Source organism: Pseudomonas sp. Fl5BN2 (assembly GCF_009908205.1).
In the GTDB taxonomy this organism is placed as follows: Bacteria; Pseudomonadota; Gammaproteobacteria; order Pseudomonadales; family Pseudomonadaceae; genus Aquipseudomonas.
The window spans coordinates 322,189-346,048 of the sequence record NZ_JAAARL010000001.1 but is presented as its reverse complement, the minus strand read 5'-3'; the positions used below and the strand labels follow the sequence as shown (position 1 = coordinate 346,048).

The 23,860-nt window shown below is 60.7% G+C and carries 25 protein-coding genes and 1 pseudogene; 17 read left to right on the top strand and 9 right to left on the bottom strand.

Going from position 1 to position 23,860, the window contains the following annotated elements:
* Entirely contained in the window at positions 1-1,149 is a 1,149-nt protein-coding gene (locus tag GV819_RS01665) for an MFS transporter (protein ID WP_161752862.1), read from the bottom strand.
* A 160-nt stretch (positions 1,150-1,309) separates the two neighbouring features.
* Positions 1,310-2,803, bottom strand: coding sequence for an aldehyde dehydrogenase (locus tag GV819_RS01660; RefSeq protein ID WP_161752860.1), 1,494 nt, complete (start codon positions 2,801-2,803; stop codon positions 1,310-1,312).
* 238 nt (positions 2,804-3,041) lie between these two features.
* Between GV819_RS01660 and GV819_RS01655 the strand changes: the two genes are divergently transcribed.
* Positions 3,042-3,404, top strand: coding sequence for a cupin domain-containing protein (locus tag GV819_RS01655; RefSeq protein WP_161752858.1), 363 nt, complete (start codon positions 3,042-3,044; stop codon positions 3,402-3,404).
* Between the two features lie 58 nt (positions 3,405-3,462).
* Here GV819_RS01655 and rpmG read toward each other — a convergent pair whose 3' ends face one another.
* Both rpmG and rpmB read right to left on the bottom strand, forming a co-directional pair.
* Positions 3,463-3,618 (bottom strand): 50S ribosomal protein L33, encoded by a 156-nt coding sequence (rpmG, locus tag GV819_RS01650; RefSeq protein WP_003177274.1) that lies wholly within the window; start codon positions 3,616-3,618, stop codon positions 3,463-3,465.
* An 11-nt stretch (positions 3,619-3,629) separates the two neighbouring features.
* Positions 3,630-3,863: a 50S ribosomal protein L28 gene (rpmB, locus tag GV819_RS01645; protein WP_019410280.1), complete on the bottom strand. Its 234-nt coding sequence runs from the start codon at positions 3,861-3,863 to the stop codon at positions 3,630-3,632.
* Positions 3,864-4,404: 541 nt separating this feature from the next.
* Here rpmB and GV819_RS01640 point away from each other — a divergent pair.
* Entirely contained in the window at positions 4,405-5,988 is a 1,584-nt protein-coding gene (locus tag GV819_RS01640) for an ABC transporter substrate-binding protein (protein WP_161752856.1), read from the top strand.
* 64 nt (positions 5,989-6,052) lie between these two features.
* Here the strand turns inward: GV819_RS01640 and radC are convergent, their stop codons facing one another.
* Complete coding sequence (radC, locus tag GV819_RS01635) at positions 6,053-6,727, bottom strand: RadC family protein (RefSeq protein ID WP_161752854.1); 675 nt, start codon at positions 6,725-6,727, stop codon at positions 6,053-6,055.
* Positions 6,728-6,860: 133 nt separating this feature from the next.
* Between radC and coaBC the strand changes: the two genes are divergently transcribed.
* The 4 genes and pseudogenes from coaBC to argB all read left to right on the top strand — a co-directional run bounded on the left by coaBC (position 6,861) and on the right by argB (position 11,118).
* Positions 6,861-8,069, top strand: a complete 1,209-nt coding sequence (gene coaBC / locus GV819_RS01630) for a bifunctional phosphopantothenoylcysteine decarboxylase/phosphopantothenate--cysteine ligase CoaBC (protein ID WP_161752852.1) — start codon at positions 6,861-6,863, stop codon at positions 8,067-8,069.
* 5 nt (positions 8,070-8,074) lie between these two features.
* Complete coding sequence (dut, locus tag GV819_RS01625) at positions 8,075-8,530, top strand: dUTP diphosphatase (protein WP_161752850.1); 456 nt, start codon at positions 8,075-8,077, stop codon at positions 8,528-8,530.
* A gap of 257 nt (positions 8,531-8,787) precedes the next feature.
* Positions 8,788-10,188 (top strand): annotated as a pseudogene (locus GV819_RS01620) (phosphomannomutase/phosphoglucomutase); the annotation flags it as partial.
* 24 nt (positions 10,189-10,212) lie between these two features.
* On the top strand, positions 10,213-11,118 hold the full coding sequence (gene argB / locus GV819_RS01615; protein WP_011064225.1) for an acetylglutamate kinase: 906 nt from the start codon (positions 10,213-10,215) through the stop codon (positions 11,116-11,118).
* A 72-nt stretch (positions 11,119-11,190) separates the two neighbouring features.
* Here the strand turns inward: argB and pyrE are convergent, their stop codons facing one another.
* Complete coding sequence (gene pyrE, locus GV819_RS01610; protein ID WP_161752846.1) at positions 11,191-11,835, bottom strand: orotate phosphoribosyltransferase; 645 nt, start codon at positions 11,833-11,835, stop codon at positions 11,191-11,193.
* Positions 11,836-11,916: 81 nt separating this feature from the next.
* Here pyrE and GV819_RS01605 point away from each other — a divergent pair, with 81 nt between their 5' ends.
* On the top strand, positions 11,917-12,696 hold the full coding sequence (locus GV819_RS01605) for an exodeoxyribonuclease III (protein ID WP_003176915.1): 780 nt from the start codon (positions 11,917-11,919) through the stop codon (positions 12,694-12,696).
* Positions 12,697-12,757: 61 nt separating this feature from the next.
* Here the strand turns inward: GV819_RS01605 and GV819_RS01600 are convergent, their stop codons facing one another.
* Positions 12,758-13,126 (bottom strand): DUF4870 domain-containing protein, encoded by a 369-nt coding sequence (locus GV819_RS01600; protein ID WP_161752844.1) that lies wholly within the window; start codon positions 13,124-13,126, stop codon positions 12,758-12,760.
* Between the two features lie 30 nt (positions 13,127-13,156).
* Complete coding sequence (gene rph, locus GV819_RS01595) at positions 13,157-13,879, bottom strand: ribonuclease PH (RefSeq protein WP_025130820.1); 723 nt, start codon at positions 13,877-13,879, stop codon at positions 13,157-13,159.
* A gap of 272 nt (positions 13,880-14,151) precedes the next feature.
* Between rph and GV819_RS01590 the strand changes: the two genes are divergently transcribed.
* The 6 genes from GV819_RS01590 (at position 14,152) to GV819_RS01565 (ending at position 19,442) form a co-directional block, all read left to right on the top strand.
* Positions 14,152-15,015, top strand: coding sequence for a YicC/YloC family endoribonuclease (locus GV819_RS01590; RefSeq protein WP_161752842.1), 864 nt, complete (start codon positions 14,152-14,154; stop codon positions 15,013-15,015).
* A gap of 10 nt (positions 15,016-15,025) precedes the next feature.
* Positions 15,026-15,646: a guanylate kinase gene (gene gmk / locus GV819_RS01585; protein ID WP_161752841.1), complete on the top strand. Its 621-nt coding sequence runs from the start codon at positions 15,026-15,028 to the stop codon at positions 15,644-15,646.
* Between the two features lie 168 nt (positions 15,647-15,814).
* The gene (rpoZ, locus tag GV819_RS01580) at positions 15,815-16,078 is read left to right on the top strand and encodes a DNA-directed RNA polymerase subunit omega (protein ID WP_161752839.1); all 264 of its coding nucleotides are present in this window, start codon (positions 15,815-15,817) and stop codon (positions 16,076-16,078) included.
* A gap of 57 nt (positions 16,079-16,135) precedes the next feature.
* Positions 16,136-18,241 (top strand): bifunctional GTP diphosphokinase/guanosine-3',5'-bis pyrophosphate 3'-pyrophosphohydrolase, encoded by a 2,106-nt coding sequence (spoT, locus tag GV819_RS01575; RefSeq protein WP_161752837.1) that lies wholly within the window; start codon positions 16,136-16,138, stop codon positions 18,239-18,241.
* Positions 18,242-18,265: 24 nt separating this feature from the next.
* Entirely contained in the window at positions 18,266-18,646 is a 381-nt protein-coding gene (locus tag GV819_RS01570) for a RidA family protein (RefSeq protein WP_025130815.1), read from the top strand.
* Between the two features lie 55 nt (positions 18,647-18,701).
* Entirely contained in the window at positions 18,702-19,442 is a 741-nt protein-coding gene (locus GV819_RS01565; RefSeq protein ID WP_161752835.1) for a hypothetical protein, read from the top strand.
* Positions 19,443-19,560: 118 nt separating this feature from the next.
* Here the strand turns inward: GV819_RS01565 and GV819_RS01560 are convergent, their stop codons facing one another.
* On the bottom strand, positions 19,561-20,418 hold the full coding sequence (locus GV819_RS01560; protein ID WP_161752833.1) for an NAD-dependent epimerase/dehydratase family protein: 858 nt from the start codon (positions 20,416-20,418) through the stop codon (positions 19,561-19,563).
* Positions 20,419-20,608: 190 nt separating this feature from the next.
* Here GV819_RS01560 and exbB point away from each other — a divergent pair, with 190 nt between their 5' ends.
* The 4 genes from exbB (at position 20,609) to GV819_RS01540 (ending at position 23,860) form a co-directional block, all read left to right on the top strand.
* Positions 20,609-21,607 (top strand): tonB-system energizer ExbB, encoded by a 999-nt coding sequence (gene exbB / locus GV819_RS01555; protein WP_161752831.1) that lies wholly within the window; start codon positions 20,609-20,611, stop codon positions 21,605-21,607.
* 6 nt (positions 21,608-21,613) lie between these two features.
* Positions 21,614-22,042, top strand: coding sequence for a TonB system transport protein ExbD (gene exbD / locus GV819_RS01550; RefSeq protein ID WP_161752829.1), 429 nt, complete (start codon positions 21,614-21,616; stop codon positions 22,040-22,042).
* Positions 22,039-22,791, top strand: a complete 753-nt coding sequence (locus GV819_RS01545; RefSeq protein WP_161752827.1) for an energy transducer TonB — start codon at positions 22,039-22,041, stop codon at positions 22,789-22,791. Before exbD ends, GV819_RS01545 begins: the two co-directional genes overlap by 4 nt.
* A 148-nt stretch (positions 22,792-22,939) precedes the next feature.
* Positions 22,940-23,860, top strand: coding sequence for a hydrogen peroxide-inducible genes activator (locus tag GV819_RS01540; protein WP_161752825.1), 921 nt, complete (start codon positions 22,940-22,942; stop codon positions 23,858-23,860).

The following is a 23,860-nucleotide window of genomic DNA, read 5'->3' as shown; positions in this document are numbered from 1 at the left end:
CTACAGGGGTTGTGCCTGGACGTTGCCGAAAGCGCCTTGACGCAGCAGCAGGATGAGCAAGCCAAAGGCCCCCGCTGCCACCAGCAGCAACATGGCGTGACCGCTGACCCATTGGCTGCCCGCTCCTGCCACCAGCGGCCCGATCAGGCAACCGATGCCCCAGAGTTGCGCCACATGGGCGTTGGCCCGCACCAGTGCATCGTCGCGATAACGTTCGCCGATCAGGATCAACGACAAGGTGAACAAACCGCCCGCGCTGGCGCCGAACAACACCCATAACGGCCAGATCAGCTGGCTATCCAGCAGTAATGGAATGGCCAGGCTGGAGCACAACAGGATCACCGCACAGCCAGTAAACAAACCGCGCCTGGACACTCGATCCGCCAAGGCGCCTATCGGCAATTGCAATAGGGCGTCGCCCACCACCACGGTGCTGACCATCGCCAGGGCAACGTCTTCAGTGAACCCTTGGCTCAGGCAATAGACCGGCAACAGTGTCAGGATCAGCGCCTCGAAGGTGGCGAACAGTGCCACCGCCCAGCCAATCGCCGGCAGTTCCTGGCAGAAACGCCAGAGGTCCATCAGGGTGACATTGCAGGACTCGGAGGTCGGTGCTCCGCTGCGGCCCAGCAGAAGCAGGGGCGACACCATCAACAACGCCACCGACACCCAGAAACCATAATCCTGCTGGGTGCCCAGAACCCCCAGCAGCAACGGCCCGGCCAGCTGGCTCAAGGCATAACCACTGCCATACAGCGCCACCAACCGCCCTCGCCACTGCTCCACCACCAGCTGGTTGATCCAGCTTTCCCCCAGAATGAAGATGATGGTCAAGACCATACCCAACAGCAGGCGCAGCAGCAGCCACACCGGATAACTGGGCAACAGCGCCAGCAAACCGATGGAAATCGCACCCGCCCACAGGCCCAGGCGCATCAGGTTGGCCGTGCCGAAGCGCGCCGCCAGACGACTGGAGATCTTCGCCCCAAGCAATACGCCAATGGCCGGCATCGCCGCCACCACGCCAATCGCAAATGGCCCGTAACCCCAACTTTCCAGGCGAAAGGACACCAGGGGCATGGTCATGCCCAGGGCCAGGCCGACACTCAAGACCGCGGCCAAAACGGCGAAATAGGTCGCCCAACGCATTCCCACACTCCTGCGGATCATTGTTTTGCAAGGCTCAGACAACACAGCCGGACTCCCCTTGCGGAAAGTCCGGCTGCGCTGTGGATCAGTTGCCCACTGTAGATGCTGGCGTGCTGGCGAAGGCGCCCTTAGCGGCGCCACTCACCTCAAGCCCGAAGACTCAGAGCTTGATCCAGGTCGCCTTCAACTCGGTGTACTTGTCGAACGCATGCAGCGACTTGTCACGACCATTGCCCGACTGCTTGAAGCCGCCGAACGGCGCGGTCATGTCACCACCGTCGTACTGGTTGACCCAGACGCTGCCGGCACGCAGGGCCTTGGCGGTCTTGTGGGCCTTGGAGATGTTCGAAGTCCACACTGCCGCGGCCAGACCATAGGGCGTGTCGTTGGCAATCTGGATCGCCTCTTCCACGCTGTCGAAGGCGATAACCGCGAGCACCGGGCCGAAAATCTCTTCCTGGGCGATCTTCATCGCATTGCTGACGCCGTCGAAAATCGTCGGCTCGACGTAGGTACCGCCGGTTTCCTGCAGAGTACGCTTACCGCCGGCCACCAGCTTGGCGCCATCGGCATGCCCGGCTTCGATGTAGGACAGCACGGTGTTCATCTGCTGAGTGTCCACCAGGGCACCGACATTGGTGGCCGGATCCAGCGGATTGCCCGGCTTCCAGCCTTTCAGGGCCTCGATCACCAGCGGCAGGAATTTATCCTTGATCGAACGCTCCACCAGCAGGCGGGAGCCAGCGGTACAGACTTCGCCCTGGTTGAAGGCGATGGCGCCGGCAGCGGATTCCGCGGCAGCCTGCAGGTCCGGGGCATCGGCGAACACAATGTTCGGGCTCTTGCCGCCGGCTTCCAGCCAGACGCGCTTCATGTTGGACTCACCGGAGTACACCAGCAGTTGCTTGGCGATCTTGGTCGAGCCGGTGAACACCAGGGTGTCCACGTCCATGTGCAGGGCCAGGGCCTTGCCCACGGTGTGGCCGTAGCCTGGCAGCACGTTGAATACGCCGGCCGGGATCCCGGCCTCGACTGCCAGGGCTGCGATGCGGATCGCGGTCAGCGGGGATTTTTCCGACGGCTTGAGGATCACCGAGTTACCGGTAGACAGCGCCGGGCCCAGCTTCCAGCAGGCCATCATCAGCGGGAAGTTCCACGGCACGATGGCGGCGACCACACCTACGGGTTCACGAGTCACCAGGCCCAGCTGATCATGGGGGGTGGCCGCGACTTCGTCGTAGATCTTGTCGATGGCCTCGCCGCTCCAGCTCAGGGCTTGCGCCGCGCCGGGAACGTCGATGTCCAGGGAATCACTGATGGGCTTGCCCATGTCCAGGGTTTCCAGGAGCGCAAGCTCCTGGGCGTGCTGTTTCAGCAGGCCGGCAAAACGAATCATGACGGACTTGCGCTTGGCTGGCGCCAGGCGCGACCAGACGCCGGAGTTGAAGGTGGCGCGAGCGATCTCCACAGCACGCTGGGCATCGGCGGCGTCACAGCTGGCGATAGTCGCCAGTACGCGGCCGTCTACCGGACTGATGCACTCAAAGGTGTCGTTGGAAACGGATGCGGTGTATTCACCGTTGATGTAGGCGCGGCCTTCGATTTTCAGGTCGCGGGCACGCTGTTCCCAGTCGGCACGAGTCAGGGTGGTCATACGAGTGTCCTCCTCTTATTTGAATACAAGCGCCATGCGAACGATGCTGGCACTCCTGAAGAATTCTGCCCGGCCAGCCTGTTATCGGCCAAAGGCACCCGTCACCCTAAACCAGCGACACCTGTACTTTCAATATATTTGACAAAGCAGGGGCAAACACCGTTGCTATGTGCATTTTAATAAACATAGACTTTGGCCTTCACAGCCACTCGCGCCGCAATCACGGGGGAATACAAGAATGAGCATCCACAACGTCGTCGACTTCAGCCAGGCCAAAACCGAGGGCGAACGCTACCGCCCCGCCCCGGAAAAAATCCTCCAGGGCGATCCCGAGCAAGCAGTGTTCAACCACTTCGCCAGCCCCTGCGGCCAGCTGAACGCCGGCATTTGGGAAGGTGCCGTGGGCCAATGGACAGTGAATTTCACCGAACACGAATACTGCGAGATCCTGCAGGGCGTATCGGTGCTGCGAGACCACGAGGGCAACGCCAAAACCTTGCGCATCGGTGATCGCTTCGTGATCCCGGCCGGCTTCAAGGGTACCTGGGAAGTGCTGGAGCCCTGCCGCAAGGTCTACGTGGCCTTCGAACAGAAAGCCTGAATCACAGGCACAAAAAAACCCGCTTGAAGGCGGGTTTTTTTGTCAGAAGAAAAATCAATTACTTGATTTTGCCTTCTTTGTAGATCACGTGCTTGCGAACAACCGGATCATATTTCTTGATCTCGATTTTGTCCGGAGTAGTACGCTTGTTCTTGTCGGTAGTGTAGAAGTGACCAGTACCGGCGCTCGAAATCAAACGAATCAATTCACGCATGATTAGCTCCCTTAGATCTTGCCAGCGCGGCGGATTTCGGCCAGCACGACAGTGATGCCACGCTTGTCGATGATGCGCATGCCTTTGGCAGATACGCGCAGACGCACAAAACGTTTCTCTTCTTCAACCCAGAAGCGGTGATGCTGCAGGTTCGGCAGGAAACGACGACGGGTTTTGTTGTTTGCGTGGGAAATGTTATTCCCAGTCACCGGACCCTTACCGGTAACTTGACAGACTCTAGACATGCCTCAGCCCTCTAAAACCACATGCCCAACCCGGCATGGGTTGGCCGCTTAATCTCTCAGTCATTTGGCGCCAGGCGCCGCGTTTCTTTAAGGGTCTTACCGGCTACACCTACAAGTGAAGGAACCGGGCCCCTAGAAAAGAGCGCTGCTTTATACCAGAAAGACCCAATAGCAACAACAACCGCAGTGCACAGGACAATCAAAAGTACTGATTTTTTTGCGCCGAACGCCTGCGGCAAAGGCTACCGTAGTAAACGACCGCTCGTCGCAGAATATATTTTGCCGCCTGCCAGCCCGCCACGCAGCCCAGACAACAGGCGCGCAAGCGACCTTTGAAGATGGGTTCCCGGAGCGAATCGGCGAACAACCTGCCTCTGACAACGGCTCATGGCTGCAAAGACCGGATCGAGTCATGAACCACGCCTCGGGCTCCGACAGCAAATGCAAAAGGGGATAGTCATTTTCCAGCGAGATCACTAGGGTAAGGCATTTCCAGACTGCACTCGCAGATGGGCTTTCGATCTGCACAAGGAACCCGACCATGCGTCTCGCCGCCCTCCCGCTCCTGCTCGCACCTTTTCTGAGCCCCCTGGCTCAGGCTGCCACGCTGAGCGTCTGCACCGAAGCCAGCCCGGAAGGCTTCGACGTGGTGCAGTACAACTCGCTGACTACCACCAACGCTTCCGCCGATGTGCTGATGAACCGCCTGGTGGAGTTCGACGCCAACAGCGGCAAGGTGGTCCCCAGCCTCGCCGATAGCTGGGAAGTCTCGGCCGACGGTCTGACCTACGTGTTCAAGCTGCATCCCAAGGTCAAGTTTCATCGTACCGACTACTTCAATCCCAGCCGCGAACTGAGCGCCGAAGACGTCAAGTTCAGCTTCGATCGCATGCTCGATCCGGCCCATCCATGGCACAAGGTCGCCCAGAGCGGCTTCCCTCACGCCCAGTCCCTGCAGCTGCCCAGCCTGATCAAGAAGATCGATGCCCTGGACCCGCTGACCGTGCGCTTTACCCTTGATCACGCCGACTCGACCTTCCTCGCCACGCTGAGCATGGGTTTTGCTTCGATCTACTCCGCGGAATACGCCGACCAGCTACTCAAGGCCGGCACGCCGGAGAAGCTCAACAGCCAGCCGATTGGCAGTGGCCCGTTCATCTTTGGGCGTTTCCAGAAAGACGCATCGATCCGCTACAAGGCCAACCGCGACTACTTTGCCGGCAAACCGGCGGTGGACTCACTGATCTTCGCCATCACCCCGGATGCCAACGTGCGACTGCAGAAACTGCGGCGCAACGAGTGCCAGATCGCCCTGTCGCCCAAGCCTCTGGATGTCCACGCCGCGGCTGAGGATCCAGCACTGAAGATTGAGAAAACTGCAGCCTTCATGACCGCTTTTGTCGCCATCAACAGCCAGCACCCACCTCTGGACAAACCCGAAGTACGCCAGGCGATCAACCTTGCCTTCGACAAGGACAGCTATCTCAAGGCAGTGTTCGAAGGCACCGCCGAAGCCGCCAACGGCCCCTACCCGCCCAACACCTGGAGCTACGCCAAGGATCTGCCCGGCTACGCCCACGACCCGCAAAAGGCCCGCCAACTGCTGGCCCAGGCCGGCCTGAAGAACGGCTTCGAAACCACCATCTGGACCCGCCCTTCCGGCAGCCTGCTGAACCCCAACCCCAGCCTGGGTGCGCAACTGCTGCAAGCGGACCTGGCGCAGGTGGGGATCCAGGCGGAAATCCGCGTGATCGAATGGGGCGAGCTGATCCGGCGAGCCAAAGCCGGGGAGCATGACCTGCTGTTCATGGGCTGGGCTGGCGACAACGGCGACCCGGATAACTTCCTTTCGCCACAGTTCACCTGTGCGGCGGTCAAGTCCGGCACCAACTTCGCCCGCTACTGCGACCAGAACCTCGACAAACTGATCACCGCCGGCAAGACCACCAGCGAGCAGGGGGTACGCAGCAAGCTGTACCAGCAGGCCCAGGCACAGATCCAGCAACAGGCCCTATGGCTGCCCTTGGCGCACCCGACTGCATTTGCCCTGACCCGCAAACAGATCGAGGGTTACCAAGTGAGCCCCTTCGGACGCCAGGACTACTCGAAGGTCAGCGTCAAATAACGCGATGCACGCCTTGAGCAGCAAGCTTCACGGTCAGAAACGCCCTGACCTTGAAGCTTGCTGCTCAGATCCAGCCATACTCGGCCATCGACAATGGATCGCCCTCACCCACGATGAAATGATCCAGCACCCGCACATCGATCAGTTCCAGCGCCTCCTGCAAACGCCGAGTCACCACCCGGTCGGCAGGACTAGGCTCAGAGATGCCCGACGGGTGGTTGTGACAGAGGATCACCGCCGCCGCGTTATGCGCCAGGGTGCGCTTGATCACCTGCCGCGGATAAACCGCAGTGCTGTCGATCGACCCTTGAAACAGCACCTCGAAGGCCAGAACGCGATGCTTGGTGTCCAGAAACAGGCAGCCGAATACCTCATGGGGCTCGTGCCGCAGCATCGACTTCAGGTAATCGCGCACTACCAGTGGATTCTCCAGCGCCGACTGCCGATGAAGCTTTTCCGCCAAGTGCCGACGCGCCATTTCCAGCACCGCCTGCAACAAGGCGTACTTGGCCGGCCCCAACCCCAACTGGCGAGTGAAGGTCAGTTGATCGGCTTCCAGCAGACTGCGCAGGCTGCCAAAACGCTGCAACAGGTGCCGCGCCAGGTCCACCGCGCTTTTTCCGGCCACTCCGGTACGCAAGAAAATAGCCAGCAACTCGGCATCGGAAAGGCTGATGGCGCCCTGCTCCAGAAGCCGTTCCCGCGGACGCTCCGCCGCAGGCCAATCACGAATGCTCATCACACCTCCCTGTGCATGGCGCCGCTGTTCCACAGCGGGCGCTGTGCTATCTTAGCCCCCCTCTTTTTTGCGTGGTATTTCACCTGGGGAGGGGGCATGCCACGCAGTAATCATTGAACGGAAAGACAGGCCTATGCAGCGGCTGTATCGGAAACGCATCGTGCTCGGCGTCGGCGGCGGCATTGCCGCCTATAAGAGCGCGGAGCTGGTTCGCCGACTCCTCGACCAGGGCGCCGAAGTGCGTGTGGTCATGACTCGGGGCGGCAGTGAGTTCATCACCCCTCTGACCATGCAGGCGCTCTCCGGGCACCCGGTCCACCTCGACTTGCTGGACCCGGCGGCCGAAGCTGCCATGGGCCACATCGAGCTGGCCAAATGGGCCGACCTGGTCCTGATCGCCCCGGCCACAGCCGACTTGATCGCCCGCCTGGCCCAAGGCATTGCCGACGACCTGCTGACCACCCTGGTCCTGGCCACCGACGCCACTGTCGCCATCGCGCCCGCCATGAACCAGGCCATGTGGCGCGACCCCGCCACCCAGGCCAACACCCAACTCTTGCAAAGCCGTGGCCTGCAGGTCTTTGGCCCCGCGTCCGGCAGCCAAGCCTGTGGCGACGTTGGCCTGGGCCGCATGCTGGAGGCTACGGACCTGGCGCAGTGCGCAGCCGACTGCTTCCAGCACCAGGCACTGACCGGCAAACATGTTCTGATCACCGCAGGGCCGACCCAGGAAAATATCGATCCGGTGCGCTACATCACCAACCATAGCTCAGGAAAAATGGGCTTCGCCCTGGCCGAGGCTGCCGTTGAAGCGGGCGCTCGGGTGACCCTGATCACCGGCCCGGTGCACCTGCCAACTCCCGACAGAGTCACGCGGATCGACGTTGTCAGCGCCCGCGACATGCTCGCGGCCTGCGAAGCGGCCATCCCCTGCGACATTTTCATCGCCTCGGCGGCGGTCGCGGACTACCGCCCTGAAGTCGTTGCCCCTCAGAAATTAAAGAAAGACCCTACGAAAGGTGACGGCCTGCTGCTACAGATGGTGCGCAACCCAGACATACTGGCCACCATCGCCACCCGCCCGGATCGTCCTTTCAGTGTCGGTTTCGCCGCCGAAACCGAACACCTGCTCGACTACGCTGCACGCAAATTGAAGGACAAGAACCTCGACCTGATCGTCGCCAACGACGTGGCCAACCCGAGCATTGGCTTCAACAGCGAGGAAAACGCCTGCAGCGTGATTGACCGGGAGTTGCACGCAACTCTCTTCGCCCAGACCAGCAAGGGCAAGATTGCCCGCCAACTGATCTCTTTTATCGCCGAACGGCTGAACCAGGTTTAACTCGCATGCACGCTTTACAAGCCAAGATCCTCGACCCACGCATCGGCAATGAATTCCCCATGCCGCAGTACGCCACGCCAGGCTCCGCCGGGCTCGACCTGCGGGCAATGCTCAAGGAAGACACCATTCTGGAGCCGGGCCAGACCCTGCTGATTCCGACCGGGCTGTCGGTCTACATCGGTGATCCAGGCCTGGCGGCGTTGATCCTGCCACGCTCCGGCCTGGGCCATAAGCACGGCATCGTGCTGGGCAACCTGGTGGGCCTGATCGACTCGGACTATCAGGGCGAGTTGATGGTGTCCTGCTGGAACCGTGGCCAGACGGCCTTCAACATTGCCGTTGGCGAGCGCATCGCCCAACTGGTGCTGGTCCCTGTGGTCCAGGCACACTTCGAAGTGGTCGAGGCTTTTGACGAAAGCCAGCGCGGCGCGGGCGGCTTCGGCCATTCCGGCAGCCACTGATTGCACCTCCTCGGCCCGGGCGTCAGCCCGGTCCGAGCGTTTGCGTCGATATTCAGGATGAATGACCACTGATCGCGGCGTGACGCTCCGGCCCCGCCAAACCGGGCCCTTGAACGATCAGAGACTGGCCAGCACTCCTCAGATGGCACTTTCGCAGTACGAACTCTATGCTGAAAACGCCGTCATACCCTTCAGTTTGAGCTTGCCGGCCTGTCCTTCCTCGGCCGTACTGCACCCCTTCAGATGGAGCACCCTCAGTGATGAGCAACGCAGCCAAAGTCGCCCCGAAATTCCCTGACAGCATCTTTCGCGCCTATGACATTCGTGGCGTGGTCCCGGAAACCCTGACCGCTGAAACCGCCTACTGGATCGGTCGCGCCATCGGCTCCCAGAGCCTGGCTCAAGGCGAACCCAACGTATCAGTGGGCCGCGACGGTCGCCTGTCCGGACCAGAACTGGTGGCACAGCTGATTCAGGGACTGTACGACAGCGGCTGCCACGTCAGCGATGTAGGCCTGGTGCCGACTCCGGCCCTGTACTACGCCGCCAACGTCCTGGCCGGCAAGTCCGGGGTGATGCTCACCGGCAGCCACAACCCGTCGAACTACAACGGCTTCAAGATCGTCATTGCCGGCGACACCCTGGCCAACGAACAGATCCAGGCCCTGCACGAGCGCCTCAAGACCAACCATCTGACCAGCGCCAAGGGCAGCATCACCCAGGTAGATATCCTGCCGCGCTACGCCGACGAGATCACCCGGGATGTGAAGCTGGCCCGACGCCTGAAAGTCGTGGTGGATTGCGGCAACGGTGCCGCCGGGGTCATTGCTCCACAGCTGATCGAAGCCCTGAACTGCGAAGTCATTCCGCTGTTCTGCGAAGTCGATGGCAACTTCCCCAATCACCACCCGGATCCCGGCAAACCCGAGAACCTCGAGGACCTGATCGCCAAGGTCAAGGAAACCGGAGCCGACCTGGGCCTGGCCTTCGACGGTGACGGCGACCGCGTTGGCGTCGTGACCAACACCGGCAGCATCGTCTTCCCGGATCGCCTGCTGATGCTGTTCGCCAAGGATGTGGTGGCGCGCAACCCGGACGCGGAGATCATCTTCGACGTTAAGTGCACCCGCCGCCTGATTCCGCTAATCAAGGAATATGGCGGTCGCCCGCTAATGTGGAAGACCGGTCACTCGTTGATCAAGAAGAAAATGAAACAGACCGGCGCCCTGCTAGCCGGCGAGATGAGCGGCCATGTGTTCTTCAAAGAGCGCTGGTTCGGTTTCGACGACGGCATTTATAGCGCCGCGCGGTTGCTGGAGATCCTCAGCAAGGAAAAATCCACTGCGGAAGAGCTGTTCGCGACCTTCCCGAATGATATTTCTACGCCGGAAATCAATATCCATGTGACCGAAGAGAGCAAATTCAGCATCATTGATGCCTTGCACGACGCGCAGTGGGGCGCAGGCGCCGACCTGACCACCATTGACGGGGTGCGAGTCGACTATGCCAAGGGCTGGGGCCTGGTTCGCGCCTCCAACACCACCCCTGTGCTGGTGCTGCGCTTCGAGGCTGATGACGAAGCCGAGCTGCAGCGGATCAAGGACGTGTTCCACGTCCAGCTGAAACGTGTTGCACCTGATCTCCAACTACCGTTTTGACTGTTTGAAGCACCGGAGCCCTGAATGACCATCGAACGCGATGCCGCCGCCAATACCGCCAAGGTCCTATCCGAAGCGCTGCCTTATATTCGCCGCTATGTCGGCAAGACCCTGGTGATCAAGTACGGCGGCAACGCTATGGAGAGCGAGGAGCTGAAAACCGGCTTCGCTCGCGACATCGTGCTGATGAAGGCCGTGGGGATCAACCCGGTGGTGGTGCACGGCGGCGGCCCGCAAATCGGTGACCTGCTCAAGCGCCTGTCTATCGAGAGCCATTTCGTCGACGGCATGCGCGTCACTGACGCGCAGACCATGGATGTGGTGGAGATGGTCCTCGGCGGCCAGGTCAACAAGGACATCGTCAACCTGATCAATCGCCATGGCGGCAGCGCCATCGGCCTGACGGGTAAAGATGCCGAGCTGATCCGGGCGAAGAAGCTCACCGTGACCCGCCAGACACCGGAAATGACCACTCCGGAAATCATTGATATCGGCCATGTCGGCGAAGTGGTCGGGATCAACACCGACCTGCTGAACTTGCTGGTCAAGGGCGACTTCATTCCGGTGATCGCTCCGATCGGCGTAGGGGCCAATGGCGAGTCCTACAACATCAACGCCGACCTGGTGGCCGGCAAGGTGGCCGAAGCGCTGAAAGCCGAGAAGCTGATGCTGCTGACCAACATTGCCGGGCTGATGGATAAGTCGGGCAAGGTCCTGACTGGCCTGAGCACCCAGCAGGTGGACGAGCTGATCGCCGACGGCACCATTTACGGCGGCATGCTGCCGAAGATCCGTTGCGCCTTGGAAGCCGTGCAAGGCGGTGTCGGCAGCTCGCTGATCATCGATGGTCGCGTGCCCAACGCGATTCTGTTGGAAATCTTCACCGACACCGGTGTTGGTACCCTGATCAGCAACCGCAAGCGGCCTTAAGCGACACCCACAAAAAAGCCCCCGCTCGGCCATGCCGGGCGGGGGCTTTTTATATTGGCTAATCCTTGCGGATCAGATCCCGTACTGCGCGCGGTAGGCTTCCACCGCTGGCAGATGCTGCTTGAGCGCCGGATCGTCTGCCAGGAACTGCAGAACCTGGGTCAGGGAAACGATACTCACCACGGGAATGCCGAAGTCGCGTTCGACTTCCTGGATCGCCGACAGCTCGCCGTTGCCACGCTCCTGACGGTTCAGGGCAATCAATACGCCCGCCGCCTTGGCGCCATCCTGGGACGCGATGATCTGCATCACCTCACGGATCGCAGTGCCGGCAGTAATCACATCATCAATGATCAACACATCGCCAGTCAGTGGTGCGCCTACCAGGCTGCCGCCCTCGCCATGGGCCTTGGCCTCTTTGCGATTGAAGCACCAAGGCAGATCACGCTGATGGTGTTCGGCCAGAGCGACCGCAGTGGTTGCAGCCAAAGGGATGCCCTTGTAGGCCGGGCCAAACAGCACATCGAAGGGAATGCCGCTTTCGACGATCGCCGCAGCGTAGAAACGCCCCAGCTGGGCCAGGGCCGAACCGCTATTGAACAGGCCGGCATTGAAGAAGTAAGGACTGGTACGCCCGGACTTCAGGGTGAACTCGCCGAAGCGCAAAACGCCGCGATCGATGGCAAAACGAATGAAATCGCGCTGATACGCTTGCATGAAAAAACCCCAAATACCACGGATTTAGCTAATTAGGTAGACGCCGTGTATCATACACGCACGTGATTTTTGGGGCCATTTATGCGGATCATCAGTGTGAACGTCAATGGTATTCAGGCGGCAGTCGAGCGTGGTTTGCTCAGTTGGCTGCAAGCACAGAATGCCGACGTCATCTGCCTGCAGGACACCCGCGCCTCTGCCTTTGAACTGGATGACCCAGCCTTCCAACTGGATGGCTACTTCCTTTATGCCTGCGATGCCGAAGTGCCTGCCCAAGGCGGTGTAGCTTTGTATTCGCGGTTGCAACCGAAGGCGGTCATCAGCGGCCTCGGCTTCGAGACAGCCGATCGTTACGGGCGCTACCTGCAAGCCGATTTCGACAAGGTCAGCATCGCGACCTTGCTGCTTCCATCAGGGCAGAACGGCGATGAAGACTTGAACCAGAAGTTCAAGCTAATGGACGACTTCGCCCGTTATCTGGATAAGCAGCGGCGCAAACGTCGCGAGTACATCTATTGCGGCTCGTTGTATGTGGCGCAGCAGAAGCTGGACATCAAGAACTGGCGTGACAGCCAGCAATCTCCGGGCTTCCTGGCACCTGAGCGTGCCTGGATGGACGAGATTGTCGGCAACATGGGTTATGTCGATGCTTTGCGCGAAGTCAGTCGCGAAGGCGACCAGTACAGCTGGTGGCCAGATAACGAACAGGCCGAGATGCTCAACCTGGGCTGGCGCTTCGACTATCAGTTGCTGACTCCTGGCCTGCGCCGCTTCGTTCGCAGTGCACGACTGCCACGTCAGCCGCGCTTCTCGCAGCACGCGCCATTGATCGTGGACTATGACTGGACGCTGACTATCTAAACGTCTTTTCACCGCCACAAAAAAGCCGACAGCGATGTCGGCTTTTTTGTGCGCGTCCGGTTTACTTGATCAGGCGCCAAGTGAAGGGGTAGCGATAAGCCACGCCTTCCCCCGCCTTGACGCCGCCAATGATGGTCAGCACCAGGGCCCCGATGACCAGCAAGCCGAACAGAATGAACCCGATGAACACAAACATCAGCAGGAAACACACCGCCGAGGCGATCGCCACGGTCAGCTGGAAGTTCAGCGCTTCCTTGCCTTGAGCATCGATGAAGGGGTCGGTCTCTCGCTTGAGCTGCCAGAGAATCAACGGCCCGATCAACGCGCCAAACGGCACCCAGATCCCCAGCAAGGCAGATAAATGACAAAACATCGCCCACTGCCGAACCTCATGGCTCGGCGTAGGCAGCGGCAGTTGTTCGTCGCTCATGGCGCTCTCCTTGCTGAAGACCCGCACTCGTCAGTCGGCGAGCGCTGCCTGTTGCAATTGAAAAATCTCGGTCATGCCTTTCTGTGCCAGCGCCAACATCGCATTCAATTCGGCAGGCTGGAACGGCGCGCCTTCGGCAGTACCTTGCACTTCGATGAAACCACCGGTGCTGGTCATCACCACGTTGAGGTCGGTTTCTGCCGCCGAGTCTTCCAGGTAATCCAGGTCCAGGACCGGCTCGCCCTGGTACATGCCCACGGACACTGCAGCGATCATCTGCTTGAGTGGATCGCCGCCTTTCAGGCCGCCACGCTTCTTGATCACTTTCAAGGCGTCGACCAGGGCCACCATGGCGCCGGTGATCGATGCGGTACGCGTACCGCCATCCGCCTGGATCACATCGCAATCGACATACAAGGTGACGTCGCCCAGCTTGGACATGTCCAGCGCGGCGCGCAGGGAACGACCGATCAGGCGCTGGATCTCCAGGGTCCGACCGCCTTGCTTGCCACGACTGGCTTCACGCTGGTTACGCTCGCCGGTAGCCCGCGGCAGCATGCCGTATTCAGCAGTCAGCCAGCCTTGGCCCTGACCTTTAAGGAAGCGCGGCACGCCATTCTCGACGCTGACCGTGCAGATCACCTTGGTATCACCGAACTCGACCAGTACAGATCCCTCGGCGTGTTTGGTGTAGTTGCGGGTGATGCGGATCGAGCGGAGCTGATCGGCAGCGCGACCACTTGGACGTTTCATAGGGGAACACCTGTACGAGGACGGAAAACTGCTGGACATTATAAAGCCCGCAACCGCGACAGGGCACGCCTAAAACGGCCAAAGACGCGTTTACTCCCCAGATCGGTCCTGTTACGACGACCTGCAGCCCATTCTCGGCACCAGGGTTTGGGGCCTCCGACTGCACTGCGCTACAATCCTGCGCCTTCGTCGCCTGTCGGCTTTAATTCATCACTATCAGGCCCGCTCAACCCGCTTGCGGTTGGCGCCGGCGCTGAATCGGAGGTACCTCCATGGTGCACAGCATGACCGCCTTCGCCCGGGTCGAACGGGCCGGCACTCAGGGCACGCTGAGCTGGGAACTGCGCTCGGTCAACAGTCGCTACCTGGAGCCGCACCTGCGTTTGCCGGAGGCCTTTCGCGACCTCGAAGGCGCGGTCCGCGAAGCCTTGCGCCAGGGCCTGTCCCGCGGCAAGGTCGAATGCACCCTGCGCTTCACCGAAGAAACCGCCGGCAAGCCGCTGCAGGTAGACCGTGAGCGCGCAGCACAGCTGATTGCCGCCGCCGAATCCATCGCCAGCCTGATCAAACAGCCTGCGGCATTGAATCCCCTGGAAGTCCTGGCTTGGCCAGGAGTGCTGGTGGCCGATGCCACTGACCCGCAAGCCTTGAACAGCAACGCTCTGGCCTTGTTCAACCAGGCTCTGAAAGAGTTGAAGAGCGGCCGCGAACGTGAAGGCGCCGAACTGGCCAGACTGATCAACGAGCGCCTGTCTTCCATAGAAGAAGACGTGGTGACAGTACGCGAGCTAGTGCCGCAGATGCTCGCGACCCAGCGCCAGAAGGTTCTTGATCGCTTCACCGACATGCAAGCCGAACTGGACCCGACCCGCCTCGAACAGGAGATGGTCCTGCTGGCGCAAAAGAGCGATGTCGCCGAAGAACTGGACCGCCTGAGCACCCACATCATCGAAGTACACCGCGTGCTCAAATCCGGCGGCGCTGCTGGTCGGCGCCTGGACTTCTTGATGCAGGAACTCAACCGCGAAGCCAACACACTGGGCTCCAAGGCCTTCGATACACGCAGCACCCAGGCAGCGGTCAACCTCAAGGTGTTGATCGAGCAGATGCGCGAACAAGTGCAGAACATTGAGTAAGGCAACTGACATGACCCACAGCACCGGCACCCTGTACATCATTTCTGCCCCCTCGGGCGCGGGCAAGAGCAGCCTGGTCAAGGCCCTGACCGATGCCGACCAGGAGATCCGTGTCTCGGTCTCCCACACCACCCGCGCCATGCGCCCCGGTGAAGTAAATGGCTTGAACTATCACTTTGTCGAACGCAACGAGTTCGTGAAGATGATTGAGCACGGCGACTTCCTCGAGCGCGCCGAAGTGTTCGGCAACCTCTACGGCACCTCGCAAAGCCACCTGCAGCAGACCCTCGACGAAGGCCACGACCTGATTCTGGAGATCGACTGGCAGGGCGCCGAGCAAGTGCGCAAGCTGATGCCTCAGGCGCGCTCGATCTTCATCCTGCCGCCATCATTGCAAGCCTTGCACCAGCGCCTGACCAATCGCGGCCAGGACAGCGACGAGATCATTGAAGGCCGGATGCGCGAAGCGGTCAGCGAGATGAGCCACTACGTCGACTATGACTATCTGATCATCAATGACGATTTCGCCCACGCTCTACATGACCTGAAAGCAATATTCCGCGCCAATCAGCTGCATCAGAAACGCCAGCAACAGCGTTTTGGCAAATTGCTGGCTGAACTGCTGGACTAAAACAGCACTTCCCAAAACCGCTGCAAGCGCTTTACATTGGCACTCGCAGCGCGTTGAAGAGCTTGGTCAAAAAATCAGCGCTTCCCTAAACGCTGGTGATTTTTTAAACTGTTGAGTCCGCTCGCCCATCCGGGCAGCGCGCATATTGCATTTGCTACGAGGAAGACCATGGCCCGCGTAACCGTTGAAGACTGTCTAGAACACGTGGATAACCGCTTTGAGCTGGTCATGCTCTCTACCAAGCGTGCCCGTCAACTGGCCACCGGCGGCAAAGAGCCGAAAGTAGCGTGGGAAAACGACAAGCCTACCGTTGTCGCCCTGCGCGAAATCGCTGAAGGCCTGATCAACTACGCAGTTATCGCCGAAGCCGAAATCGTTGAAGATGAGCCGCTTTTTGCTGCTTTCGAGGACGAGTCCAACGAGACCGTCTGAGTCCATGCCAGGTCGACGTAGCACGGCGCGGGATCACAGCTTACGGCAGGAGACATGATGCCGAGCATAGACGCCCTCGCCGATCGCTTATCGACCTATCTCGGCACGGACCAGGTCAATCTGGTCCGCCGAGCGTATTTCTACGCCGAACAAGCCCATGACGGTCAGCGCCGTCGCAGCGGCGAGGCGTACGTCACGCACCCACTTGCGGTAGCGAACATTCTTGCCGACATGCACATGGACCATCAGAGTTTGATGGCCGCAATGCTGCATGACGTGATCGAAGACACCGGCATCGCCAAAGAAGCACTCAGTGCGCAATTTGGCGAAACCGTGGCCGAACTGGTCGACGGGGTCAGCAAACTGACCCAGATGAACTTCGAGACCAAGGCCGAAGCCCAAGCGGAAAACTTCCAGAAAATGGCCATGGCCATGGCACGCGACATTCGCGTGATCCTGGTCAAGCTGGCCGACCGCCTGCACAACATGCGCACTCTTGAAGTGCTGTCCGGCGAAAAACGTCGGCGGATCGCCAAGGAAACCCTGGAGATCTACGCCCCCATCGCCAATCGCCTGGGCATGCACAGCATCCGCATCGAGTTCGAGGACCTGGGCTTCAAGGCAATGCACCCGATGCGTTCCGCGCGGATCTACCAGGCGGTCAAGCGCGCCAGGGGCAACCGCAAGGAAATCGTCAACAAGATCGAAGAGTCCCTCAGCCACTGCCTGGCCATCGATGGCATCCAGGGTGAGGTCAGCGGTCGCCAGAAGCACCTGTACGGCATCTACAAGAAGATGCGCGGCAAGCGCCGGGCCTTCAACGAGATCATGGACGTCTACGCGTTCCGCATCATCGTCGACAAAGTAGACACCTGCTATCGCGTGCTTGGCGCTGTACATAATTTGTACAAGCCACTGCCGGGACGCTTCAAAGACTACATCGCCATTCCCAAGGCCAACGGCTATCAGTCGCTGCATACCACGCTGTTCGGCATGCACGGAGTACCGATCGAGATCCAGATTCGTACTCGGGAAATGGAAGAAATGGCCAACAATGGCATCGCCGCTCACTGGCTGTACAAATCCAGTGGCGACGAACAGCCGAAAAGCACTCACGCCCGGGCCCGTCAGTGGGTCAAGGGCGTACTGGAGATGCAGCAGCGCGCCGGCAACTCCCTGGAGTTCATCGAGAGCGTGAAGATCGACCTGTTCCCGGACGAGGTCTATGTGTTCACGCCCAAAGGCCGAATCATGGAGCTGCCCAAAGGCTCCACCGCGGTGGACTTCGCCTATGCGGTGCACACCGACGTCGGCAACAGCTGCATCGCCTGCCGGATCAACCGTCGCCTGGCCCCCCTGTCGGAACCCCTGCAAAGCGGCTCGACCGTGGAGATCGTCAGCGCCCCGGGCGCACGGCCAAATCCGGCATGGCTCAATTTCGTGGTTACCGGCAAGGCCCGCACCCATATTCGTCACGCCCTGAAGCTGCAACGCCGCTCCGAATCCATCAGCCTCGGCGAGCGCCTGCTGAACAAGGTACTCAACGGCTTCGACAGCGCCCTGGAAAAAGTACCGGCGGAACGCATCCAGGCCATCCTCCAGGAATACCGCCTGGAGCTGATCGAAGATCTGCTGGAAGACATCGGCCTGGGCAACCGCATGGCCTACGTCGTTGCCCGCCGCCTGCTGGGTGAGGGCGAACAGCTGCCAAGCCCGGAAGGCCCGTTGGCAATCCGCGGCACCGAAGGCCTGGTGCTGAGCTACGCCAAGTGCTGTACACCGATCCCGGGCGACCCGATCGTCGGCCACCTGTCGGCCGGCAAGGGCATGGTTGTGCACCTGGACAACTGCCGCAATATCAGTGAAATCCGCCACAACCCGGAAAAATGCATCCAGCTCTCCTGGGCCAAGGATGTCACCGGCGAATTCAACGTCGAACTGCGGGTCGAGCTGGAACACCAGCGTGGCCTGATCGCGTTGCTGGCCAGCAGCGTCAACGCCGCCGACGGCAACATCGAGAAAATCAGCATGGACGAACGCGATGGTCGCATCAGCGTGGTCCAACTGGTGGTCAGCGTGCACGACCGCGTGCACCTGGCCCGCGTGATCAAGAAACTGCGCGCACTGACCGGGGTCATCCGCATCACCCGCATGCGTGCGTAGCCCGTCCAATACAAGGAGTCATTCATGACCAAGACTGTTATCACCAGCGACAAGGCCCCTGCCGCCATCGGCACTTACTCCCAGGCGATCAAGGCTGGCAACACCGTCTACATGTCGGGTCAAATCCCTCTCGACCCAAAAACCATGGAACTGGTAGAGGGCTTCGAAGCCCAGACCGTCCAGGTGTTCGAGAACCTCAAGTCGGTGGCCGAAGCGGCTGGTGGTTCGTTCAAGGACATCGTCAAATTGAACATCTTCCTCACCGACCTGAGCCACTTCGCCAAGGTCAACGAGATCATGGGCAAGTACTTCGAACAGCCTTACCCAGCCCGTGCCGCCATTGGCGTGGCCGCCCTGCCCAAGGGTTCGCAGGTTGAAATGGATGCCATTCTGGTCATCGAGTAATACCCGCGGCGCAGCTGTCCAGGCTGCGCCGTTTTCGTTCTGAAAGGATTTCGTCATGCGCAAAGCGCTAGCTGTTTCGCTGCTCGCCGTATTACTCGGCGGTTGTGCCAGCGACCCCGCCAAACACGATGTCGGCGGCATCTGGATCAATCAGGTAGCGATCGACGCAGCCGCCAAGGGCGGCCCTTTGCGTGAAGCCCTCCAGGCTTACGGCCCGAACCTGGAATGGGAACTCAATACCAAGGCTGGCCAGGCCCGCTACACCAACGGCTTCGAAACTGTCGAAGGCAAGGTGCTCAGCGATGGCTCCAGCACTGCAAAAGTCGAGATTTACGGCAGTGCCGCCACCGAACTGAAACGCAACGGTAAACGACTGCTCCAAGTGGCCAACGACAACGAACCTGAGCAGGTGTTTGACCGCCCCAAAGAGCCAGCACCTGAAGGTGCACCACTAGGTGCCAACTTCGAACGTGCCTTGTATTCGGCCTACCTGGGAGGCCAATGGAAAATCGTCAGCGGCCCGGGACTCGGCGCCGTAGTGCAGTTCCAGCCTGATGGCGCTGTACAGGGCCTGCCTGGTGCCGACCGCTATGCCTTGTGCCTGGCCGGCGACTGCGCCTCCATGAGCGGCGGCAATGACAGCATCTGGCTGCAACTCAATGGCCAGGGCAACTCCTGGATCTTCGTGCGCAAGGATCAACAGCTGGAGATCTTCCAGGCGGTCAACACGGCCCTCGCGGATGAAGTGCCCTCGCTGATGCCGGGCAACCAGCAGTGGCTGCTGGAAAAGCAATAAAGCCCCTGCAGCCGCCGAAGGCCATCGGTTGGGTGATGTAGCGTTCGACACGAGACGGGCTCTTACGGGCCCTCATCGTCAGAACCCAACCCGAGCCTTCGACGCAGCGACAGTCCGGTCAGCCCTGCCCCTCAAGAATCGCTGAATACCCCTCGCGATAACTCAGGTAGCGCGGCACCCAGCCCAGCGCCCTGGCCCGAGCATTGCTGCAACGCTTGCTACCGGTACGGCGCACGCTGGCATCATCTGCCCACTCGGTCACACCCAGGTATTCACGCAGCCAGTCGACCACCTCCGCCAACGGCGCAGGTGCGTCGTCCACACCGATATAGCAATCATCAAGCGCAACACCGCGATGGTCCGCCTTGAGCAGGAACGCCAACAACCCCGCTGCATCGTCCGCGTGGATACGGTTGCCGTACAGCGGCGGATCGATTGCCACGCGATAGCCGCGGCGCACCTGGGTCAGCAGCCATTCACGACCGGGCCCGTAGATGCCGGTAAGGCGCACCCGGCTGGCAGGAATCCCGCTGTTCAAGGCCACCTGCTCCGCCTCCAGCATCAAACGCCCGGAGTAGGCAGCAGCCTCGGCCACAGAAGTCTCGTCGACCCACTCACCGTCTTTTTGCTCGTAAACACTGCTACTGGAAACGAACAATAGGCGCTTGGGCTGCTGGCCATGTTGCTTGAGCCAGGCCAGCACATGCTGCAACCCTTCGATGTAGGCTGCGCGATACCCAGCCTCGTCGTGCTCGGTGGCTGCCGCGCAGTACACCAGGTAATCCGGGGCCACCTGGGGCCAATCCGCCGGGCACTGCGCGGAGAACAAATCACCGGCAACGCCAATCACTCCCTGTGGCAGGCGCGACACCGTGCGGCGCAGGCCATGAACCTGCCATTGTTCAGCCAGCAGTTGAGTCGCCAAGCGACTCCCGACATCACCGCAGCCGGCGATCAAAACAGAGGGGGAGGACATCAAAAAACTCCTTTCAGAAAGGTCAAGACTAGCCCTCGCACTGGACGAACGGCTAGCAATCAAGGAAAAAAAGATACTCTATTACTTTTGTTAACAAGAATTACTTGCAATAATAACCACCCATTTTGTTCTCGGCCCTGCGAGGCCTAGAAGGACATCCCACCCTTTTCTCCTCTCAGGTCCGGCCAGCATGACAAGCAATCAACTCTTCGCCTCGCCAACCAAACGCCCAAGCCCGCTGCGCGCCATGAGCGCGGTTGCAGCGCTGCTGTGCAGCCTGCTGCTGGCACCGACCGCAGCCTTTGCCGACCAGCACGCACCGGCCACCACGCCAGCTGCGACCGCACCGGCTGCCGAGCACTCAGCGACCGACCCAACAGCTCCCGTAGCGACCCCAGTGGCTACTGACCCGGCTCAGGTCGAAGGTCAGCCAGTCGTAGGTGAAGATGCTCCTGAAGTCCTCGAAGCGGACAACACCCTGGGCATGGCCCACGACCTGTCGCCTTGGGGCATGTACCAGAACGCCGACATCATCGTGAAACTGGTGATGATCGGCCTGGCCATTGCCTCGATCATCACCTGGACCATCTGGATCGCCAAAGGCTTCGAGCTGATGGGTGCCAAGCGCCGCCTGCGCGGCGAAATTGCCGCCCTGAAAAAGGCCACCACCCTCAAAGAAGCCAGCGCCGGTGCCGCCAAGGAGGGCACCCTCGCCCACCTGCTGGTACATGACGCCCTGGAAGAAATGCGCCTCTCGAGCAACAGCCGTGAGAAAGAAGGCATCAAGGAACGTGTCAGCTTCCGCCTGGAACGCCTGGTAGCCGCCTGCGGCCGCAACATGAGCAATGGCACCGGGGTGCTGGCTACCATCGGTTCCACTGCACCTTTCGTCGGCCTGTTCGGCACCGTGTGGGGCATCATGAACAGCTTCATCGGCATCGCCAAAACCCAGACCACCAACCTCGCGGTGGTTGCCCCGGGTATCGCAGAAGCCTTGCTGGCCACCGCCCTGGGCCTGGTTGCAGCGATCCCCGCAGTAGTGATCTACAACGTCTTCGCCCGCTCCATTGCCGGCTACAAGGCTCAGGTCTCCGACGCCTCGGCAGAAGTTCTGCTGCTGGTCAGCCGCGATCTCGACCATCAGCCGTCCGAGCGCTCCGCACAACCGCACATGGTGAAAGTGGGGTAATCAGCCATGGGCTTGCATTTGAAAGAAGGCGCAGACGACGATCTGGTCGAAAACCACGAAATCAACGTCACTCCGTTCATCGACGTGATGCTGGTGCTGTTGATCATCTTCATGGTGGCCGCCCCTCTGGCCACTGTGGACATCAAGGTCGACCTGCCCGCCTCCAGCGCCAAGCCGGCGCCGCGACCGGAGAAGCCGGTATTCCTCAGCGTCAAGGCCGATCAGCGCCTGTTCCTCGGCGAAGATGAAGTCAAGGCCGAAGCCCTTGGCGCGACCCTCGACGCCAAGACCCAGGGCAAGAAGGACACGACGATCTTCTTCCAGGCTGACAAAGGCGTGAACTACGGCGACCTGATGGGTGTGATGGATGCCCTGCGGGCTGCCGGATACCTGAAAGTCGGCCTGGTCGGACTTGAGACGGCAGCCAAGAAATGATCACGACGCGCCAACGATTGACGCGTTACAGCGGTAGCCTGGCAGTGGTGCTGGGCGTCCATGCGATGGCGATCCTGCTCGCCCTCAACTGGTCCAAACCACAGCCGATGGCCATTCCACCCCAAGCCATGGTGGTGGAACTGGCGCCTGCCCCTGTGCCGCCGCCTCCGGCACCGCCCAAAGTGGTGACACCGCCGCAACCTCCGGCACCGGTTGAAGAGTTGCCACTGCCGAAACTGGCGGAGGCACCGAAGCCGACCATTTCAGTCCCCAAGCCGGCCAAGCAGAAGCCCAAGCCCCAGCCGCCCAAGCCGGAGGTCAAACCTGAGCTGCCCAAGGAAAAACCTTCCGAGGAAAAGCCCAGCGACGCACCACGGGTCAACGCACCTTCCGACAAGACGGCACCGTCCACTGCCGGCCCGTCTCCGGCGCAAGCAGCAGCCAAGGCCACCTGGCAAGGCGAACTGCAGGCACACCTGGCAAAGTACAAACGCTACCCGGGTGAAGCCCAGCGTCGCGGCAAGGAAGGCACCAACAGCCTGCGCTTTGTAGTCGATTCAGAGGGCAAGGTACTGTCCTACGAACTGGTTGGACGCTCGGGCAATGCCGATCTGGACCGGGCTACTCTGGACATGATCCGTCGTGCCCAGCCACTGCCCAAACCTCCTGCCGACATGCTGAGCAATGGCAGCGTGGAAATCACAGCCCCCTTCAACTACGAGATCGACAAGACTCGGGGTCGTCGCTGATCAGCGCAAGGGCACCTTTGAAGGTGCCCTTCGCGTATCTGGAACCTGCTCGGGACATTGGCAGGTGTCACACTCCGCCCTCAGTCTGATAACGTGCGCCTATCGATTGCAGCCGGTATGCTTGGCCGCAACCTCATGGACGCCCGCTATGACTCTTACAGAATTACGCTACATCGTTACCCTCGCTCAAGAGCAGCACTTCGGCCACGCCGCCGAGCGTTGCCATGTCAGCCAACCCACCCTTTCGGTCGGCGTGAAGAAGCTTGAAGACGAACTCGGTGTGCTGATTTTCGAGCGCAGCAAAAGCGCGGTACGCCTGACCCCGGTGGGTGAAACCATCGTCGCCCAGGCACAGAAGGTCCTGGAGCAGGCGCAGGGCATCCGCGAACTGGCCCAGGCCGGCAAGAACCAACTGACCGCACCCCTCAAGGTCGGTGCGATCTATACCGTTGGTCCATACCTGTTCCCGCACCTGATTCCACAGCTGCACCGGGTCGCTCCGCAGATGCCGCTGTACATCGAGGAAAACTTCACCCACGTGCTGCGGGACAAACTGCGCAACGGCGAGCTGGATGCAATCATCATCGCCCTGCCGTTCAATGAGGCCGACGTCCTCACCCTGCCGCTGTACGACGAACCCTTCTATGTACTGATGCCCAGCGACCACCCCTGGACCAAGAAGGACACCATCGACGCCAACCTGCTCAACGACAAGAGCCTGTTGCTGCTGGGTGAGGGCCACTGTTTCCGCGACCAGGTCCTGGAAGCCTGCCCGACCCAGGCCAAGGGCAACGACGGCGCCAAGCACACCACCGTGGAATCCAGCTCCCTGGAAACCATCCGCCACATGGTCGCGTCCGGCCTGGGCATCTCGATCCTGCCGCTGTCGGCGGTGGACAGCCATCACTACGCCCCCGGGATAATCGAAGTACGCCCGCTGACCCCTCCGGTGCCCTTCCGTACCGTAGCCATCGCCTGGCGTGCGAGCTTTCCGCGGCCCAAGGCCATCGAGATCCTCGCCGACTCGATCCGCCTGTGCTCGGTGGCCAAGCCGCCCGCTGTGAGTTAA

Coding starts and splice junctions, on each gene's coding strand:
- GV819_RS01665 (WP_161752862.1), bottom strand. CDS start 1,149: ATGCGTTGGGCGACCTATTTCGCCGTTTTGGCCGCGGTCTTGAGTGTC.
- GV819_RS01660 (WP_161752860.1), bottom strand. CDS start 2,803: ATGACCACCCTGACTCGTGCCGACTGGGAACAGCGTGCCCGCGACCTG.
- GV819_RS01655 (WP_161752858.1), top strand. CDS start 3,042: ATGAGCATCCACAACGTCGTCGACTTCAGCCAGGCCAAAACCGAGGGC.
- rpmG (WP_003177274.1), bottom strand. CDS start 3,618: ATGCGTGAATTGATTCGTTTGATTTCGAGCGCCGGTACTGGTCACTTC.
- rpmB (WP_019410280.1), bottom strand. CDS start 3,863: ATGTCTAGAGTCTGTCAAGTTACCGGTAAGGGTCCGGTGACTGGGAAT.
- GV819_RS01640 (WP_161752856.1), top strand. CDS start 4,405: ATGCGTCTCGCCGCCCTCCCGCTCCTGCTCGCACCTTTTCTGAGCCCC.
- radC (WP_161752854.1), bottom strand. CDS start 6,727: ATGAGCATTCGTGATTGGCCTGCGGCGGAGCGTCCGCGGGAACGGCTT.
- coaBC (WP_161752852.1), top strand. CDS start 6,861: ATGCAGCGGCTGTATCGGAAACGCATCGTGCTCGGCGTCGGCGGCGGC.
- dut (WP_161752850.1), top strand. CDS start 8,075: ATGCACGCTTTACAAGCCAAGATCCTCGACCCACGCATCGGCAATGAA.
- argB (WP_011064225.1), top strand. CDS start 10,213: ATGACCATCGAACGCGATGCCGCCGCCAATACCGCCAAGGTCCTATCC.
- pyrE (WP_161752846.1), bottom strand. CDS start 11,835: ATGCAAGCGTATCAGCGCGATTTCATTCGTTTTGCCATCGATCGCGGC.
- GV819_RS01605 (WP_003176915.1), top strand. CDS start 11,917: ATGCGGATCATCAGTGTGAACGTCAATGGTATTCAGGCGGCAGTCGAG.
- GV819_RS01600 (WP_161752844.1), bottom strand. CDS start 13,126: ATGAGCGACGAACAACTGCCGCTGCCTACGCCGAGCCATGAGGTTCGG.
- rph (WP_025130820.1), bottom strand. CDS start 13,879: ATGAAACGTCCAAGTGGTCGCGCTGCCGATCAGCTCCGCTCGATCCGC.
- GV819_RS01590 (WP_161752842.1), top strand. CDS start 14,152: ATGGTGCACAGCATGACCGCCTTCGCCCGGGTCGAACGGGCCGGCACT.
- gmk (WP_161752841.1), top strand. CDS start 15,026: ATGACCCACAGCACCGGCACCCTGTACATCATTTCTGCCCCCTCGGGC.
- rpoZ (WP_161752839.1), top strand. CDS start 15,815: ATGGCCCGCGTAACCGTTGAAGACTGTCTAGAACACGTGGATAACCGC.
- spoT (WP_161752837.1), top strand. CDS start 16,136: ATGCCGAGCATAGACGCCCTCGCCGATCGCTTATCGACCTATCTCGGC.
- GV819_RS01570 (WP_025130815.1), top strand. CDS start 18,266: ATGACCAAGACTGTTATCACCAGCGACAAGGCCCCTGCCGCCATCGGC.
- GV819_RS01565 (WP_161752835.1), top strand. CDS start 18,702: ATGCGCAAAGCGCTAGCTGTTTCGCTGCTCGCCGTATTACTCGGCGGT.
- GV819_RS01560 (WP_161752833.1), bottom strand. CDS start 20,418: ATGTCCTCCCCCTCTGTTTTGATCGCCGGCTGCGGTGATGTCGGGAGT.
- exbB (WP_161752831.1), top strand. CDS start 20,609: ATGACAAGCAATCAACTCTTCGCCTCGCCAACCAAACGCCCAAGCCCG.
- exbD (WP_161752829.1), top strand. CDS start 21,614: ATGGGCTTGCATTTGAAAGAAGGCGCAGACGACGATCTGGTCGAAAAC.
- GV819_RS01545 (WP_161752827.1), top strand. CDS start 22,039: ATGATCACGACGCGCCAACGATTGACGCGTTACAGCGGTAGCCTGGCA.
- GV819_RS01540 (WP_161752825.1), top strand. CDS start 22,940: ATGACTCTTACAGAATTACGCTACATCGTTACCCTCGCTCAAGAGCAG.